This is a genomic window from Collinsella aerofaciens, assembly GCF_039758965.1.
Lineage (GTDB): Bacteria > Actinomycetota > Coriobacteriia > Coriobacteriales > Coriobacteriaceae > Collinsella > Collinsella aerofaciens_BR.
Genome location: NZ_JBDMSL010000001.1, coordinates 78,398 through 94,825, shown reverse-complemented (window position 1 = coordinate 94,825; position 16,428 = coordinate 78,398). Strand labels below are relative to the sequence as shown.

Below are 16,428 nucleotides of genomic sequence, written 5' to 3'. Positions count from 1 at the left end.
TTTGCCGCACAAGCGCGGCATGGTGCCTTAGCACCCGAGTTCATTAGTTTGCTCGAGCACGCTTTTGAGACTAGTTTAGTCGAACTATTATGGTCAACCAAAGTTAACCTTTGGAAATCTTGGTCCCCTTTCCTACAGCTGCCAGTCCGCCGCCTCCTTTTGCAGCGCAACCATGCGGGCAAATTCTCCACCTGCTGCCTTGAGCTGCGCCGGAGCGCCCTGCTCGGCAACCACGCCATCCTTGAGCACAACGATTTTGTCGGCATTTTCCACCGTACGCATACGGTGGGCAATAACGATAACCGTCTTACCTGCAAGCAGACGGGAGAGCGCCTGCTGCACCACGGTCTCGTTTTCCACATCCAAGCTCGCCGTCGCCTCGTCCAACAGCACGATGGGCGCGTCTTTGAGCAGCGCGCGGGCGATGGAGATGCGCTGGCGCTCGCCGCCGGAGAGCTTGGAGCCGTTCTCGCCGATCATGGTGTCGTAGCCCTGCGGCAGACGGCTCACGAACTCATCGCAGTTGGCGGCATGTGCGGCGGCCAAGACCTCCTCGTCGGTGGCGTCGCGGCGGCCAAGGCGGATGTTGCCCATCACCGTGTCGTCAAAGAGCAGCACGTCTTGGAACACAATGGCGTAGTCGCGCAGCAGCACCTCGGGATCGACGCTCGCAACATCCACGCCACCCACGGTGACCGTGCCTTCGGTAGCATCCCAAAAGCGCGCGGCCAGGCGGCTCACCGTAGACTTACCGGAACCCGAAGGACCGACCAGCGCCGTGACCTCGCCTTCCTTGGCGGTAAAGCTCACATCGGTAAGAACTTTCTCGCCGGCACGGCCGTCCTCGCCCGCACCATAGCCAAATGCCACGTGATCGAACACCACATCGTGGCCCGCGGGCTCAAATTTCTCGCTGCCCCGCGCCACAGGCTCTTCCATGATGGAACGCATGCGCTTGGCAGACGACTCGGCGGCAAACAGCTCGGACACCAGCATCAACGCCTGGTCAAAAGGCGCATAGATGCGGCTCACCATAAGCAAGAAGGCAAACATCACCAAAAAGTCGACCCGCCCCGAGGTAACCATCGCGGCGCCCGTTACCAGCGTGGAAGCGATCCCCAGACGCAAAATGACAAAGGCGGAGTTGACCAAAAGCCCGTTAACGAGTTCTCCCTTAGTGGTCTCGCGCTCCTCGGCATCAATCACGGCGCCGAGTCCCTCAAGATAATAGGCCTCCTGGTTGGTGGCGCGGATCTCGCGCACACAATCGAGCGTCTCCTGGATCGCCTCAGCGACTTTGACCTTCTCGGCGCGAACACGGTCGAACACCGGGACCATGGGGCCGCGTGTTAGATACAGCGCGGCAAAGGCCACGGGAACGCTCCAAAACGCCGCAATCGCCAGCTGCCAGCAAAAGAACAGCGACGCCACGAACACAATGGCGCTTGCGATGATGGCACCCCAAAGCTCTCCCAGCACGTGGCTGTAGGCGTGCTCCATGGCCTGGACGTCACCCATGATGGTCTCGGTTAAATCGGCCAGATCACGACGACCAAAAAACGACAGCGGCAGTTTGCGCAAGCGCTCGGCAATCTCCATACGCTGCTTGCCGCACTCCTCGTAAAAGATGCAGTAGGTGTAGTAATACTGCTGCCAGTTAGAGGCAAAGAGCAACACGAAAAAGACCAGGAGGCCGCCCACGATCGGCAGGGCATCCGGCAGGTCGGCCCCGCTGACGAGATGCTCGACAAAGCCGGCCATGACCAGGAATAAAAAGCCCATGCCGGCCATGGTAATGAGATTGGTGAGCGTGGTCCAGAAAATGCCGCGTTTTACGCCGGCGACGCCTTTATCGGATAGGAAATACTTCTTTTGGAATGAGGCGAACATTTAGGCCTCGCCTCCCTTCGTGACGGCGGCATCCGCGGTCGCTGCAGTGATTTTCCAGCTCGCGGCCTGTTCGTATTCGGCCCACATCTTGGCATACAGACCGTTTTGGGACAGCAACTCGGCATGGGTACCCGACTCCTGCACGCTGCCCTGTTTGAGCACCACGATTTGGTCTGCGCCCACTACAGTCGAGAGTCGGTGCGCAATCATAATGACCGTGCGACCCGCCGCCAGCTTGCTAAAAGCGCGCTGGATGAGCGCCTCGTTCTCGGGATCGGCAAACGCCGTGGCCTCATCGAGCACCACGATAGGCGCGTCTTTAAGGATCGCGCGGGCGAGTGCCACGCGCTGAACCTCGCCGCCCGAAAGATATGCTCCGCCGGCACCGAGCATGGTATTGATGCCCTGGGGGAGCTTGGCCACAATGTCGTCGCACTGAGCTGCGGAGAGGGCCGCACGCACTTCGTCGTCAGTGGCCGTAGGCTTGGAGGCGCGCACGTTATCGGCAAGTGTTTGCCGGAACAGCTGGTTGGTCTGGAACACGAAGGCGACCTGGTCCATAAGCTCGTGCGGATCCATATCGCGAACGTCCACACCGCCTACGAGCACTCGACCCGAGGAGACATCCCAAAAACGCGGGATCAGGCTTGCGCAGGTTGACTTACCGCCACCCGAGGGACCCACCAGGGCGAGGGTGCTACCCGCGGAAACGCTAAAACTCACATGGCTGACGGCAGGTGCTTCGGCACCCTCGTAGGTAAAGCTCACGTCCTCAAATCGCACGTCGCCGCCGGCAGGGTGCTTGGGTTGGGCGGGCACGGAGAGCTGCTTGGAATCCATGATGCTTCGGATACGCGCCAGCGAATCGGCACTCATCTGAGAGGCCTCGCCCACAAACATGAGCTTGGTCATGGCCGTCGGTACCACGGCCGAAAATATCGCGTAAAACGTGAAGTTGGCCATAAAATGCGCGAAGTCCGTCTCGCCCGGCGCCAACAGCAACGCCACGGGCAACAGGAATGCCACAAGACCATTGAGCGCGGTAAGGTTGAGTACCTGCGGACCTCGACAGAACGTGCCCGCATAGGTTTGTGCCATGTCGGCGTATTCGGCGATCGCATCGTGGAAGGCCTTAAAGGAGTAAACCGTCTGCTGAAACACCTTGACCACGGGGATGCCTCGTACGTATTCGGTGCCGGTCTTGTTCATCTTGACCAGCGCTCCCATGTAGGCCTTCATAAACTCGGCGCCTTTGCCACCCATCATGGTGGCCATAGCGCCAAACGAAACGACGACCGAGATAAGGCATGCCGCGCCCAAGCGCCAATCGAGGGCGAACAGCAACACGAGCAGGCCCACGACCATGGCGGCGGCGCCGGCGATATCGGGCAGCATGTGCGCGAGCAAAGTCTCGGTGGAGGCGGCGCATCCGTCTACAACACGACGCAGCTCACCGGTGGCGTGCGTGTCAAAGTAGCCGAGCGGCAGCTTAAGCAGGTGCTCGCTCGTAGTCTTGCGGATATTGGACGCGCAGCGAAACGCAGACAGGTGCGTGCACATGAGCCCCACGAAATAAGCTACGATGCTTGCCAGCGCAAACCCCACGGCCCACCAGCCATACGTCGCGATATTGCAGGCTTCGCTCCAGTTGGGCGCCACAGCAATAAGGTCTCGCGCGACAAGCCAAATGCACACGTACGGGCCAAAGCTCAGCAGCTGCGAGAGCGCCGAGAGCGCCATGCCCAAATACGTTAGGAATTTGCGGTCACCGGCATACGCGAGCAACTCGCCGATGCCTCCACCTTCCCTTTTTGATCCCTTTGCCATGAGATTCCTTTCTAACGGCTTGAGAGTTAACCGTATTCAACTTATCATTGATGTGTTAGCCACGGCTCACAATCGAGCCAGGCGTGGACGTTTCTGCAAAGGAAAGGGACGCTTTTGCAAATACGGCGGGCAGCGACCGACATAACCGAGCTCTACGCACCGCAATTTGAGCAGTTTGGCCTGGAGCTTATCGGCAAGGGCGCCGTCTTTACCGGCGAGGTGGCAAACGACCGGGCGCACGGCCGCGCATGGATCATGCCTCTCTCCCCTGCCTGCATCGTCATGGAGCATTTCATCACCCCGACGCGCGATATGTACCTGGCCGAATACACACCCGAGCCATACGCCTGCGTGAGCGAAGTCAGCGCGCCCACACTTACATGCATGCCCGAGGCTGGCATAACGCCCGCGAACCTCAAACCATTGCATGGACCGTGGCCAAACAATGCCGTTTGCAGCTTTATCCAAGATAGCTGTGGCGAGGAATTAAGCCCGCTGTTTGCGGGGGAGCTCTATCACTCGCGCTCGGTGCTCTTTTTGCCTGGATATTTTGACGAACTGGAGCACCGCTATCCCACCGAGTTCGCGGGAACCTTTGAGGCGTTTGCCGAGCCATGGCACGAGGAGGCGACGTCTGCCATCTGCCACACGCTGCGCCGGATTAACGAGGACCGCGCCCGCACCGTAGGCGGACGCGTCTATATGCAGGGCATCGTGGAGACCATGGTCGCGGAGCTCGCCTGTTCGCGCGCGGCCCACAAGCAGGCGCGGCAGGCGGCAGACACACGCGTCAGCATAACCATTGCCGAAGAAGCAACGGCAATGATTGAGCGCGCGCTCGACAAAGGCAGACGTGTGGGTATCAACGAGGTGGCCGAGAGGCTCTACACAAGCCGCTCCAAACTATGCGCCACCTTTAAGGCCCAAACTGGCGAGCCCTTGGGCGCCTACATTCGCAGACGCCGCATGGAGCGAGCACAGGACCTTTTGGCAGATAGCGCGCTCACGATAGCGCAGGTGGCAGAACGTCTAGGCTACCCTCAGCAGGCCGCCTTCGCCCAAGCCTTCAAACAATACACCGGCATGACACCCACGGCTTGGCGAAGCAAGTATCGCTAAGGCCCAAGCTCCCTGGCCGTAACGGAGCGATTAATTAGCCGCCGCCCGTCAGCTCACCCAGGATCTAAACGTCAAGATGCGCACAATCAAGCGCCTTTTTGATAAGAGGGACAGATCGATCAGCCAAATACAACGGAATGTTGAGCACCCCGTCGTCGAGCTTTAGGTTCTTAAGCGAGTAGCGGACCCTCAATGGAGTCGTCTCCGCATGCTTGTCGGCATAGTACTTAAGGCTCTTGGAATGAACGACCTCTCCCGATTTGACCTCGACGGGAACGATTTCGTTTCCGACTTGAATCAAAAAATCGACTTCGTGCTTCGGCTTCTCGTTTGTCCAATAACGCGGAGCAGCATCTAACTGTGAAAGTAATGCCTGAAGCACATAGTTCTCGGCGAACGAACCTTTGAACTCCGAAAATAGCGCATCCGAGATGGCAAAAGCGGACGCATCCAGCCTTGCCATGCGGCGCAGCAAGCCGACATCAAGACAGTAGACTTTAAATGCCTTGAGGTCATCGTACGCAGAGAGCGGCACACCACCGGCAGCATTAAGGCGAACCGCCGTGATGAGCCCAGCATCGGCAAGCCATTCCAGAGCATCCTCGTATTCTCGAGCACGAGCCCCCTCGCGCACCGCACCCCAAACGAACTTTTTGTTCTCGCGCGCCAACTGAGCTGGAATCGAGTTCCATATTTGCGAAAGCTTGGCGAACTGCGCACGGCCACCATGCTTGGCAAAATCGCGCTCGTAGGAATCCAAGAGATCAGACAACACCTTATCGACCTGAACGATATCGCCCGTCTCCGCCCACCGGCCAAGAGCCTCTGGCATGCCGCCACATGCAAAATAACGACGAAGATGCTCGACGAGACGGACATGGAAGAAATCGGGCACTGTCTCGATCTGATCCAGGCCGCCAAGGTATTCGTCGTAGTTTGCAGCGCCCTCGGCTTTCAGAAACTCGGAAAAGCTCATGGGGCGCATCTCCATGAACTCGACCTTTCCCACCGGAAAAGCGCTGGTCTCACGGGACAAGCGAACGCCCAACAAAGACCCTGCGCATGCGACGTGATACTCGGGGGCCTCGTCACAGAAGTATTTAAGGGCGCCGACTGCAGAAGGACAATCCTGAATCTCATCAATAATAAGCAGCGTCTCGCCGGGATCGATAGGCTGTCCAAGTGCCAGGGAAAGGTTTGAGATGATCCGTCGAGGATCGCGCGTACCTTCGAAAAACTGAGCGTACTCGCTCTGTACCCCAGGTGACGGCTCCTCGAGCGTCAGATACACAAAATTGCGGTATGAGGTTCGTCCGAACTCCTTAAGCGCCCATGTCTTTCCAACTTGGCGCGCCCCCTTAAGAATAAGCGGCTTACGATATTCCGACGCTTTCCAAGCGTTAAGCTTGGCAATGATATCTCGCTGCATGACCGAACCTCCCGCAAAGAAACTTCCGTAAACGTGATATTTCCCACATTTTACCCTAGGTAAAACGTGACATTTATCACATTTACGGAAGTTTTAAGCTCATTTCGCCACACTTTCATCACATTCAAAAGGCGGAGGCGCATTTTGCGCCTCCGCCACCATCTTTCCTATCAGCCTACCTGACCCGAACGGCCGAGTCGTCACAGAACCCGGGAGCCCCGGCAGGGCGGGTGCTTGCTCAAAATGAGTTCCGCACGCAAAGAAGGCCACTTAATGTGGCCTTCGTCTTGCGCAGGACTGTTTGAAATTTTGAGGAAGCACCCGCCCTGCCGGGGCTCCCGAGTTCCCGCTTACGAGAGCGACGTTCTCAGCAACTCGTTGAAGAGCTTCGGGTTGCCCTTGCCGCGGCTCGCCTTCATGCACTGGCCCACCAAAAAGCCGATGACCTTCTGGTTGCCGTCACGATACTGCTGCGCCTGCTCGGCACAGTTAGCCAGCACCTCTTCCACGATCGGCTGCAGCGCGCCGGCATCGCTCACCTGACGCATACCGCGCTCATCGACGATCTTGTTGGGATCGTCGCCGGTCTGGGCCATGGCCTCAAAGACCTCGTGCGCCTGGTTGGAGCTGATGGCATCGGTCGCTAGCAGCTTGGCAAGCGCCGCCACCTGAGCCGGCGCGATGCCGGACTCGGCCAGCGAGACGCCGGCGCCCTTAAGGTAGGCGATCATCTCGTTGACCAGCAGGTTTGCGACCGTCTGGGCCTCCTTGCCAGCCATACCGGCAGCGGCGGCCTCAAAGAAGTCGGCAAACTCGGGGTCGCCGGCAATCTGCTCGGCATCAGCCGTCTTAATGCCAAAGTCGGCCTCAAAACGGGCACGCTTGGCATCGGGCAGCTCGGGGATCTCGCCACGGCAGCGGTCGATGAACTCGTCGTCCAGATCGAACGGCGCCAGATCGGGATCGGGGAACAGACGATAGTCGTCTGCCGTTTCCTTCACACGCATGACAACGGTGCGCTTGCGGCTAGGCTCCCAGTGGCGGGTCTCCTGGTAGATAATGCCGCCCTCCTCGAGCACCTCGGCCTGGCGGCAGATCTCGTAGGCAAGGCCGTCATGCAGACTCTTAAACGAGTTGAGGTTCTTGAGCTCGGTCTTGGTGCCCAGCCTGGTCTCGCCGCGGCGGCGCAGCGACACATTGCCGTCGCAACGCATGGAGCCCTTCTCCATGGAGCAGTCGGAGATGCCCAGTGTCACAAAGATGCGACGGAGCTTCTCCATAAACAGGCGAGCCTCCTCGGGCGTGCGCAGATCGGGCTCGGTGACGAGCTCAATGAGCGGCGTGCCGCAGCGGTTGTAGTCGACGAGCGACTCGGCCGCGGCGGTAATGCGGCCCTCGGCGCCGCCCACATGGACCATCTTGGCGGCGTCCTCCTCCATATGGATGCGCAGGATGCGGATGGGCACCGTGTAGGAACCGTCCTCGCGACGCTCGGGCATCTGCAGGTTGGACGCGTCGTAGCTGGCCAGGTGACCGGCGCGCTGGTTACCCTCGCGCATGGTCGACGTCATGGACGTGGACAGGCCCTCGGCGTTGGCCGAGGCGCTCGCCAGGCTCTGAGCCTCGGCCTCGCCAAACGCGCAGTCGGGGCGCTCGGCGGCACCGCGACCGGTCACGTCCAGATCCAGGTGACCGTACATGGCAAAGGCGACCGGACCCTGCGTAGTCTGGAAGTTCTTGGCCATATCGGGATAGAAATAGTGCTTGCGGTAGAACATCGAGTGGCGCTGGATCTCGCAGTTGGTGGCCAGACCGGCCTTGACGATGCTCTCGATGGCGCGCTTGTTGGGCACCGGCAGGGCGCCGGGCAGGCCCAGGCACACCGGGCACACGTTGGCGTTGGGCTCGTCATCGTGGCTGAGCTTGCAGTTGCAGAACATCTTGGTATCGAGTGCGGTGAGCTCGGTATGGATCTCCAGGCCGATCACGGCCTCCCAATCCTGCAGGACCTCGGAAAGCTCCTTCATTACAGCTCGCCTCCCTTCCCGGCAAAATCGGGCGCGACGGAAAGCGCGGGCGCACCCGTGGCGGCATCGGCAAAGCCGCGCTCCAGGGCGCGGGCAAACGTGAGCAGCTGACGGTCCTTAAACGCCGGACCCACCAGCTGGGCAGAAACAGGCAGCTGAGTATCCTCACCCAGGCCCAGCGGCACCGAGATACCGCCGTTGCCGCAAATGTTGAGCGAGATGGTGTACAGGTCGGAGAGGTACATCTGCGTGGGGTCGCTGATCTCGCCAAACTTAAAGGCCGTGCGCGGCGAGGCGGGCATGAGGATGGTGTCCACCTTGGCATACGCGGCATCGTAGTCCTGCGTGATGAGCGTGCGGGCCTTTTGCGCAGCGTAGTAGTACTTGTCGTACACGCCCGAGCTCAGCAGGTAGGCGCCGAGCATCTGACGGCGCTTGGCCTCGGCGCCAAAGCCGTGGGCGCGTGAGAGCGAACTCTGGTCGGACAGGTTGGCGCAGCCCTCCTCCTGATAGCCGTAGCGAATGCCGTCGAAACGTGCCAGGTTGGAGAACGCCTCGGCAGGCCCGATGACGTAGTAGGCGGCGATGGCGGCGTCCAGGTGCGGCAGGTCGACCTCGACCAGCTCGGCGCCCTGGTTCTGCAGCTCCTGGGCGGCGCGCTGAACAGCGGCCTTGACCTCGGGCGTCAGGCCCTCGGCCTCCATGAACGCGGGGATAATGCCCACGCGCTTGCCCTCGATGCTGTCGTTAAGATGCTCGGTAAAGTCGACGGCGCAATCCTGGCTGGTGCAGTCGTACGGATCGTGGCCCGCGCCGGTAAGCGCGTTCATGGCCAGCGCGACATCCTCGACCGTGCGGCCAAAGGGTCCCACCTGGTCGAGCGACGAGCCAAAGGCAACCACGCCGTAACGACTCACGGCGCCATACGTGGGCTTAAAGCCCACCACGCCGCACAGCGACGCCGGCTGGCGAATGGAGCCGCCGGTGTCCGAGCCCAGCGAGAGCGCGACCTCGCCCGCGGCGACGGCGGCAGCAGAGCCGCCCGAAGAGCCGCCGGGCACGCGCTCGGTATCCCAGGGGTTGTTGGTGCGATGGAACGCCGAGCTCTCGGTAGAGCTGCCAAAGGCGAACTCGTCCATGTTGGCCTTGCCCATGGGCAAGCAGCCGGCGTCGAGCATGCGTTGGACGCAGGTGGCGGTGTAAGCACTCTGGTAGTCCCCGAGCATGCGGGAAGCGCAGGTGGTGCGCGTGCCCACAAGGTTCATGTTGTCCTTAATGGCCAGCGGCACGCCCGCGAGCGGGGGCAGCGACTTGCCTGCGGCACGGTCGGCATCCACGCGCGCAGCGGCCTCGAGCGCGAGCTCGGGTGCCACCTGCAGAAATGCCTGGACCCCGCCCTCGCGCGCCTCGATGGCGGCAAGGGAGGCCTGGGCCACCTCGGTAGCGGTAAAGTCGCCGGCGGCAACGCCCGCGGCGATCTGGGCGGCGGTAAGGGAATCGAAGCTTAGCGCCATTACTCGCTCTCCCCCTCTCCCAAAATGGACGGCACGCGGAAGTAACGGTCGCGCGCGCTGCTGGCGTTTTCGAGCGCGACGTCGAGCGGCAGATCGCGCTCGGGCTCGCGCAGGTCGTCGCCCATCACGTTGGACAGGCTTCCGATGGGATGGAACGTGGGCTCCACGTCGGGCAAGTCATATTGCAAGACGGGCTCGAGCATCTGGACGGCGTCGTTCATGTAGGACGTCATCTGGGCGAGCTCGTCATCGGTCAGTGCGATCTTTGCGTACTCGGCGATGCCGCGCACGTCTTTCTCGCTGAGTGCCATAGGCGCTCCCTTCCGCATAACAGTTAAACCGCTCTAGTATACAGGGCAACGCCGGCTTGGAGCAGGCGCTTTAGCCAAATGCAGCGAAAACGTAACGAGGGCGGCGGGCTGGCGGTTCTGCAGCGAAACCGTCTCGCCCGCAACGAAAACCATCACAACATTCGATGCTTTTCGTCAAAATCGAAATTTTCATCGAATGTTGTGATGGTTTGGAAGCCCCCGACCACCACAAAGGCGCCTGTCCCCATTGTGGTGGTTCTGAACGATGTCCTATGCCGAGGCCTTGGCCTTGCGGCGCTTACGGACCGCGTGGATCACGATGTCCAGCAGCAACAGCACAATGGCTACGACCACGATGAGCACGGCAAACTCGCGCTTGCCCCAGTGGCGGCCGGCCAGCGACTTTTGCTTGTCGACGTCCTTCTTGTTGTACTTGGTGCGCACGCAATGCACCAGCAGGCGATGGTCGTTCACGCCGTAGGGCGTGCAGGTGACGAGCGTCACCTTGTCGGCGCCGGGTTCGATGGTCAGCGACTCCATCTCCTCGGGCAGCACGACCTCGGAGTCCACCATCTTGTAGGCGAGCGTCTTGTTCATGGTGTGCAGCAGCACCAGGTCGCCGGGCTCCAGCGAGTGAATGTCGTCGAACATGCTCAGGTTGCGCATACCCGAGTGCGCGGTGAGCACGCAATGCGTCGAGGTGCCGCCCACCGGCAGGCTCGTGCCCTCCAGGTGGCCGACGCCCGCCATAAGGACTTCCTCGCTCGTGCCGTGGTAGATGGGCATGCTCACGTCGATGGAGGGGATCTCGACCCAGCTCATCATGGGGTCGCGGTCAAAGATGAGCTGCTGGGCGTAGGGCTCGATCTGGTCGGCGGGAAGCTCGGTGGCCTCGCCCGCCAGCTGCTCGTTAAAGGAGCGCGCCTGGAGCAGGATACGCTCGCGCTCCTCGGCAGACAGCGCGTCCACGGTGCTGGACACCGTGCTGATCTGGTTGAACACGCCCGAGGCCTCGAGCCGGTCCAAGATCCACGGCCAGGTCATAAGGCCCACGCCAATAAGGATGATGACGATGGTGATGAGCCGATCGGCCCAGCGCGGAAGTCGCTTGCGGCGACGCTTGGGCTTTGGTTGAGGTTTGGGCTGAGGGCTTGAGCCGCCGTTGTCCGCGGCGTTATTGCTCTTCATATGTTTGGCGCCCTGCACCATCGCCGGTCACTCCTCTACAGCTCAGGTTGTCTGAACAAATAATAGCCGATTAGCGAGCTCATGCGCCGGACAACGCAGCCTGGCAGCATTGCGCAGTGCGAGTATGGGCCCGCATTTGAGTTTTCAAAATGTCCCGAATCGGCTGAGCGATTCGGGATACAATGTCAATAGAAAACGACGCACCCCGCGTAAGTGTACGAGAGCGCGGGCGGCCTAGTTTTCAGCTTTTGTTAAATGCCCGGGATCCGACCCCCGGGCATTCTTATTTGCGCTTTCGACGCAAATGCCGTCCACCGTCCGCACCGCGCGTGCGCCTACGGACCTTAAACCGAACTTCATACGAGTCAAGAAACGCGATGACGAACGTGCCCACCGCCGCGAGGGCGGCGAGCGCGTTAAGGAATTTCAGCATTTGGGGACCTCCGATCGAGTCGTCGGCCGCCCGCGCACGGGATGCGTCGCAATGCCATTTTACTACGAGCGTATGCACCCACAGCTGGTAAACGCGATTTTGACAAACATCTGTTCGATAGTTACACACACGATTCCCCGTCCAGAGGAGCCTGGCCGCATTGTCCGGGTTTGCCCAACGTGTTTGCGTTTTCAAAATGTCCCGGATCGGCGGGGCGATTCGGGATACAATGTCAATAGGAAACGACGCACCCCGCGTAAGTGTTCGAAAGCGCGGGCGGCCTAGTTTTCTGGTTTTGTTAAATGCCCGGGCCGCTAACCCCGGGCATTCTTATTTGCGCTTGTTGCGGCGCAAATGCCTTCTACCGTCCGCACCGCGCGTGCGCCTACGGACCTTAAACCGAACCTCATACGAGTCAAGAAACGCGATGACGAACGTGCCCACCGCCGCGAGGGCGGCGAGCGCGTTAAGGAATTTCAGCATTTGGGGACCTCCGATCGAGTCGTCGGCCGCCCGCGCACGGGATGCGTCGCAATGCCATTTTACTGCGAGCGTATGCACCCACAGCTGGTAAACGCGATTTTGACAAACATCTGTTCGATAGTTACACACACGGTTCCTCGTCCAGCGGAGCCTGGCCGCATTGTCCGGGTTTGCCCGACGTGTTTGCGTTTTCAAAATGTCCCGGATCGGCGGGGCGATTCGGGATACAATATCAATAGGAAACGACGCACCCCGCGTAAGTACTTAGGAGCGCGGGCGACCAGTTTCCGACGTTGTTAAATGCCCGGGCCTCTAACCCCGGGCATTTTTATTGGCTCTGTTAGACCACCGTTGACATGAAGTCTTAGTCCTCCGTATACGGCGACAGGTATTTAAAACCGTCCAAGTGAATCATATGGTCGGGGTTGTCTCTTACCCACACTTCGGTCTCCCAAGCCAGGTCAGGAAGCCAAGTCTTCATTGAAGTGCGCGAGTTAAAACAGGTTATGAAAATTAGATTCGGAAACACGGGCGATAACAGCTCCTGCAGTTTTGTCTTCCTCTCATCATCGAAAATACCCTCGCTATTGCAGGCTTCGATCAAAAACAGCCAGTTCTTATCGCAATCATATGCAATGACATCAGGATAGATTGGGGTGTTTCCTGCAGTCTTTTCCTGTGCAGAGATAAGCGCCTCTAGCTGTTTGCAACAATCGGCACTCTTTTTCCTTCTAAAAAACTTGAGACCATCTGCTGTGTCCATAGCTAAAACCTGTGAACCTCCTGCAAATTTAGGAAGCATTGACTCCAGTATTGACTGGACCAGTGGACCTTGGCCTTCGTTTGAAATGAACACTACTTGATCATCCGGCAGGACAACGGGATTCATTTCAAGTTCCCTTTGGTTCTGGTAGACGCTTCGTCTTTTCTCGGCAACCTTCTTCAATCGCAGCAACTCGGTCTTGTATGAATTCTTAGATACGGATTTGAAGAGATTGACTAGATGGTCTGAGCTCGTATAGCGCACTTTGGAAGAGTTTGCCGAGATTGCAGGGTCCTCAATGCTAAGAAGGCCGTTTGCAATAAATGGCTTCACCGTTTTATCTCGAATCGTCTCTCGGGTATTCGGTTTATATCCATGCCCCTTGTTCGCTTTCGGAAAACCAGAGTTAATCGCGAGGATCATGTCGTTGATTCCAAGACTTGTTTTATGGGCTTCATCCCATTGTGAAGAATTGTTCAGCCCGCAGCAAACCATGGCAACGTAGGCCGAGCGATCGTTCATGAGCCGTGAATCCAGCTCGAGATCGGCAAGGATGTTCCGCGCCCTCTGTATCGTCACCCTCATTGGCCTAAATTCCTCTCTCTAACGGAAGGCGATTAAGATCCCCGGCATTTACCTGGGTTGTGGAAGCGAAACTGTTGAAATAGGATTCGGTCTCGCTGGAGTTTACCCACTGAAGTAGACGCTCGGCTTGCGCCCGTTTCAGAGGAACCACGCTCCTAGCCGTACCGGCATGGAGGATGTTGATATGATTTTCGACCGCGACGGGCTCCTTTGCAGCCAATAGGAACCCTCTCAACCTTTTCTTCTCCTCTTTCGGGGAGAAGCGCTTTACGAGCACGTAATACCCCGCAGGAATCAGCCCATTGCGAGCGCCGTGGGCGTCAAGCCACTGTGGCTTTTTGGGGTTCTCGGCAGGATGAAGCACCCCGCCGTTCGACAGGTTCTCAACTTGGATTAAAGGCACCTGCACTCCCCGCCCTTTCGAGGCAGTCGCGCTTGCACCGTTGCGATGCATGACGATTTTCCCCGTCGATGCCCTAAATCCGGCTTCGGCGAGGGTAGCCCTTTGTTTTCCGCCGACATTCGCCGTCGCGATAACGAGATCGTCGCCCAATAGGAGCTGTTTGAGTTCTACCGGCTGAAAAGCCGGTTTGTCTCCGATGCGATGATTTTCAGCTACGGATACCAGATGTTGGCATCCGTCTTTGGTCAACTTGACAATGCAGATTTCCTGCAATACCCCAAATTCGGAAAACGCATCCGTCCTGCTGTCCAAAACGATTATCGAGTCGAGGGAGCATCGTGAAAGTATGTAATGTCTAAACGGTGCATAGTAGGCCCCGGACATCCATGACCTCGGAACAATCGCCACCAGCTCACCTTTAGATGAAAGCAAGCTGATCGCCTTTACGATGAAGGCTGCATACAGGTTCGGCGTCCTGACGGTTACGCCATCGTCGTCGGTAAGATCGGTGACTGCCTTCTGATACGGCGGATTTAGAACTGCCCTGCCAAAGTCTCGATCGAAAGAGACATCGAGAGCGTCATTGCAGACGACGGAATACTCCAAGCCAAGCGTTGCCAGCGAGCGCCTGCAACCTTCTACCAGCGATATATCCGATTCAACAGCGGTGACACTCGATGTCGGGACAGACAGCGCGGTATACACGCCGAGGATTCCCGTACCCGCCCCAAGGTCAATAAGAGGGAGGGAGGCAGAGGTAGACGAAAATAGGGAGGCAGCGAGCGCCGCAATTTCCGGTGGAGTGAAATACTGCCGATAATCCTCTCTACTTTTTTGCGTCGAGATGATTGCCTTGCCGCGCTCCTCGATTGCGATTCGGATGCTGTTTTCCCGATTATTGCCTGTTGGCATCTTTCGAAACCTTCATCTCAAACGGCATGCCGCCCTCGCGGATCACCGCTCGGAGGAACATGTTCATCGCTGTGGACATGGACAAACCGAGCTCATCGAGGATGGCAGACGCCTCCCTCTTCACCTCCGGCTCGATCCTGATGGTGGTTGCAGGTATGTTCGACGGCATGGCGGCTCCTATCTCTCGTGTATACCACGGTGCCACCATTTTAGCGGACTATGCCGCCCGCGGGACCCAGTAGTCCATATAGGGCGGCAGGACGTTGAACATGTCGCGGATGCGGATCGTGCAGGTGCCGTTGACGAGCTGGCGTGCGACCGTGGACTCCGCGGTACGGGAGTCGGTCGCCATGAAGGTGCGGCACCAGCGGAACCAATCGAGGTAGGCGCCGAGGTGCTTGGTGGACACGCCCTTGAAGCGGGCCATGAACGAATCGAGGAGCGAGTGGACGGTGTTGATGCGGTTGATGGTGCCCTCCGAGCGGTCCTTGGAGTCATAGGACTCATGCGAGGCGACCTTCAGGTCGTGCAGCACGTCGATGTATGCGGTCGCCTTGTCCGTGGCGACGACCGCGCCCGCGCCGATACGGTCGCGAAGTGCCTCCGCTGCTCGCTTGCGAGAGACCACGCCGCGCCCCGAGACCTCGAAGAAGGTGGCGTTCGTGTCGCTGATGCCCGTCATGACGCAGATCTGCTCGCGGGAAAGGCCGCGCTTGTGGACCTGCTTACCGCGATGGCGGGCCTTTCTCGGCAGGGTGAAGGAACCCTTTGAATGGTTGCCCTTGAAAGACTCGGGGAAGTACGTCTCGTCAAGTTCGCAGGCCTGCCCCTGCCCGACGTGAAACTCGGGCGAATATACCTTCAGGCACTCGATGAGCCTGTGACGCATGGTGTAGGCGGTCTCGAGGCAGACGCCGCAGCGGTCGGCGCACTCGCGCAGCGGGAGCATGAGGACGAAGCACTCGGCATAGGCCATCCAGGTCTCGCGGGGCAGCTTGCTCGTGCCGAGGATCCGGTCGGTGGAGCCGGAGAACGTCCTGCCGCAGTCGCGGCAGAGGTAGCGCTGCTCACCGTTCCTGGACTTGCCCTTCTTGACGATAGCGACTGAGCCGCAGCGGGGGCAACGCTCTATCGCGTAGCCGCTCCCCGCTGCATCGTCGAACATGGCGGCACGAATGATGTCGCGCACTGACTCGATTGCGCGGCGTCGCTCGGACTTGCCGAGCTTCGCCATATTCTTCTTGAGGGTGATGACCAGATCCTCGGCGTTCATACCTGCTCCAATGCCGTGGTTACTGGTTTAATTATATCACTGTGGCATCACCTATATGTCAACGGCGGTCTAACAGAGCCTTTTTATTTGCGCTTGTTGCGGCGCAAATGCCGTCCACCGTCCGCACCGCGCGTGCGCCTACGGACCTTAAACCGAACCTCATACGAGTCAAGAAACGCGATGACGAACGTGCCCGCATCGGGCAATGGAGGCTGGCTACGTTATCCCAAAAAAACGGGGCAAACTCCAGCGCGGAGTCTGCCCCGAAAAG

At 59.2% G+C, this 16,428-nt stretch carries 13 protein-coding genes; 1 reads left to right on the top strand and 12 read right to left on the bottom strand.

Annotated features, from left to right (window positions below; translation table 11 throughout):
- Positions 1-132: 132 nt before the first annotated feature.
- The gene (locus ABHU32_RS00355) at positions 133-1,890 is read right to left on the bottom strand and encodes an ABC transporter ATP-binding protein (RefSeq protein WP_346978417.1); all 1,758 of its coding nucleotides are present in this window, start codon (positions 1,888-1,890) and stop codon (positions 133-135) included.
- A complete protein-coding gene (locus ABHU32_RS00350; protein WP_346978416.1) occupies positions 1,891-3,717 on the bottom strand; it encodes an ABC transporter ATP-binding protein in 1,827 nt (608 codons plus the stop codon).
- A 114-nt stretch (positions 3,718-3,831) separates the two neighbouring features.
- Here ABHU32_RS00350 and ABHU32_RS00345 point away from each other — a divergent pair, with 114 nt between their 5' ends.
- Positions 3,832-4,836 carry a helix-turn-helix domain-containing protein gene (locus ABHU32_RS00345; protein ID WP_346978415.1) on the top strand — a complete coding sequence of 335 codons (1,005 nt, stop codon included), beginning with the start codon at positions 3,832-3,834 and terminating at the stop codon, positions 4,834-4,836.
- A gap of 64 nt (positions 4,837-4,900) precedes the next feature.
- Here the strand turns inward: ABHU32_RS00345 and ABHU32_RS00340 are convergent, their stop codons facing one another.
- From ABHU32_RS00340 to ABHU32_RS00295, 10 genes are all read right to left on the bottom strand, one after another.
- Entirely contained in the window at positions 4,901-6,265 is a 1,365-nt protein-coding gene (locus tag ABHU32_RS00340) for an ATP-binding protein (protein ID WP_346978414.1), read from the bottom strand.
- Positions 6,266-6,615: 350 nt separating this feature from the next.
- Complete coding sequence (gene gatB / locus ABHU32_RS00335; RefSeq protein ID WP_346978413.1) at positions 6,616-8,292, bottom strand: Asp-tRNA(Asn)/Glu-tRNA(Gln) amidotransferase subunit GatB; 1,677 nt, start codon at positions 8,290-8,292, stop codon at positions 6,616-6,618.
- On the bottom strand, positions 8,292-9,806 hold the full coding sequence (gatA, locus tag ABHU32_RS00330; protein WP_346978412.1) for an Asp-tRNA(Asn)/Glu-tRNA(Gln) amidotransferase subunit GatA: 1,515 nt from the start codon (positions 9,804-9,806) through the stop codon (positions 8,292-8,294). Before gatA ends, gatB begins: the two co-directional genes overlap by 1 nt.
- Entirely contained in the window at positions 9,806-10,117 is a 312-nt protein-coding gene (gene gatC, locus ABHU32_RS00325; RefSeq protein ID WP_346978411.1) for an Asp-tRNA(Asn)/Glu-tRNA(Gln) amidotransferase subunit GatC, read from the bottom strand. The genes gatA and gatC overlap by 1 nt, the downstream gene beginning before the upstream one ends.
- Before the next feature lie 270 nt (positions 10,118-10,387).
- Entirely contained in the window at positions 10,388-11,305 is a 918-nt protein-coding gene (locus ABHU32_RS00320; RefSeq protein ID WP_195543875.1) for a class C sortase, read from the bottom strand.
- A 763-nt stretch (positions 11,306-12,068) separates the two neighbouring features.
- Positions 12,069-12,221: a hypothetical protein gene (locus ABHU32_RS00315; RefSeq protein ID WP_192919544.1), complete on the bottom strand. Its 153-nt coding sequence runs from the start codon at positions 12,219-12,221 to the stop codon at positions 12,069-12,071.
- Positions 12,222-12,585: 364 nt separating this feature from the next.
- Positions 12,586-13,569 (bottom strand): BsuBI/PstI family type II restriction endonuclease, encoded by a 984-nt coding sequence (locus ABHU32_RS00310; RefSeq protein ID WP_346978410.1) that lies wholly within the window; start codon positions 13,567-13,569, stop codon positions 12,586-12,588.
- Between the two features lie 4 nt (positions 13,570-13,573).
- Positions 13,574-14,884 carry a methyltransferase gene (locus ABHU32_RS00305; RefSeq protein ID WP_346978409.1) on the bottom strand — a complete coding sequence of 437 codons (1,311 nt, stop codon included), beginning with the start codon at positions 14,882-14,884 and terminating at the stop codon, positions 13,574-13,576.
- Entirely contained in the window at positions 14,868-15,053 is a 186-nt protein-coding gene (locus tag ABHU32_RS00300; RefSeq protein ID WP_346978408.1) for a type II toxin-antitoxin system RelB/DinJ family antitoxin, read from the bottom strand. Before ABHU32_RS00300 ends, ABHU32_RS00305 begins: the two co-directional genes overlap by 17 nt.
- Before the next feature lie 48 nt (positions 15,054-15,101).
- Positions 15,102-16,157: an IS1595 family transposase gene (locus ABHU32_RS00295; RefSeq protein ID WP_346978407.1), complete on the bottom strand. Its 1,056-nt coding sequence runs from the start codon at positions 16,155-16,157 to the stop codon at positions 15,102-15,104.
- Positions 16,158-16,428 lie beyond the last annotated feature (271 nt).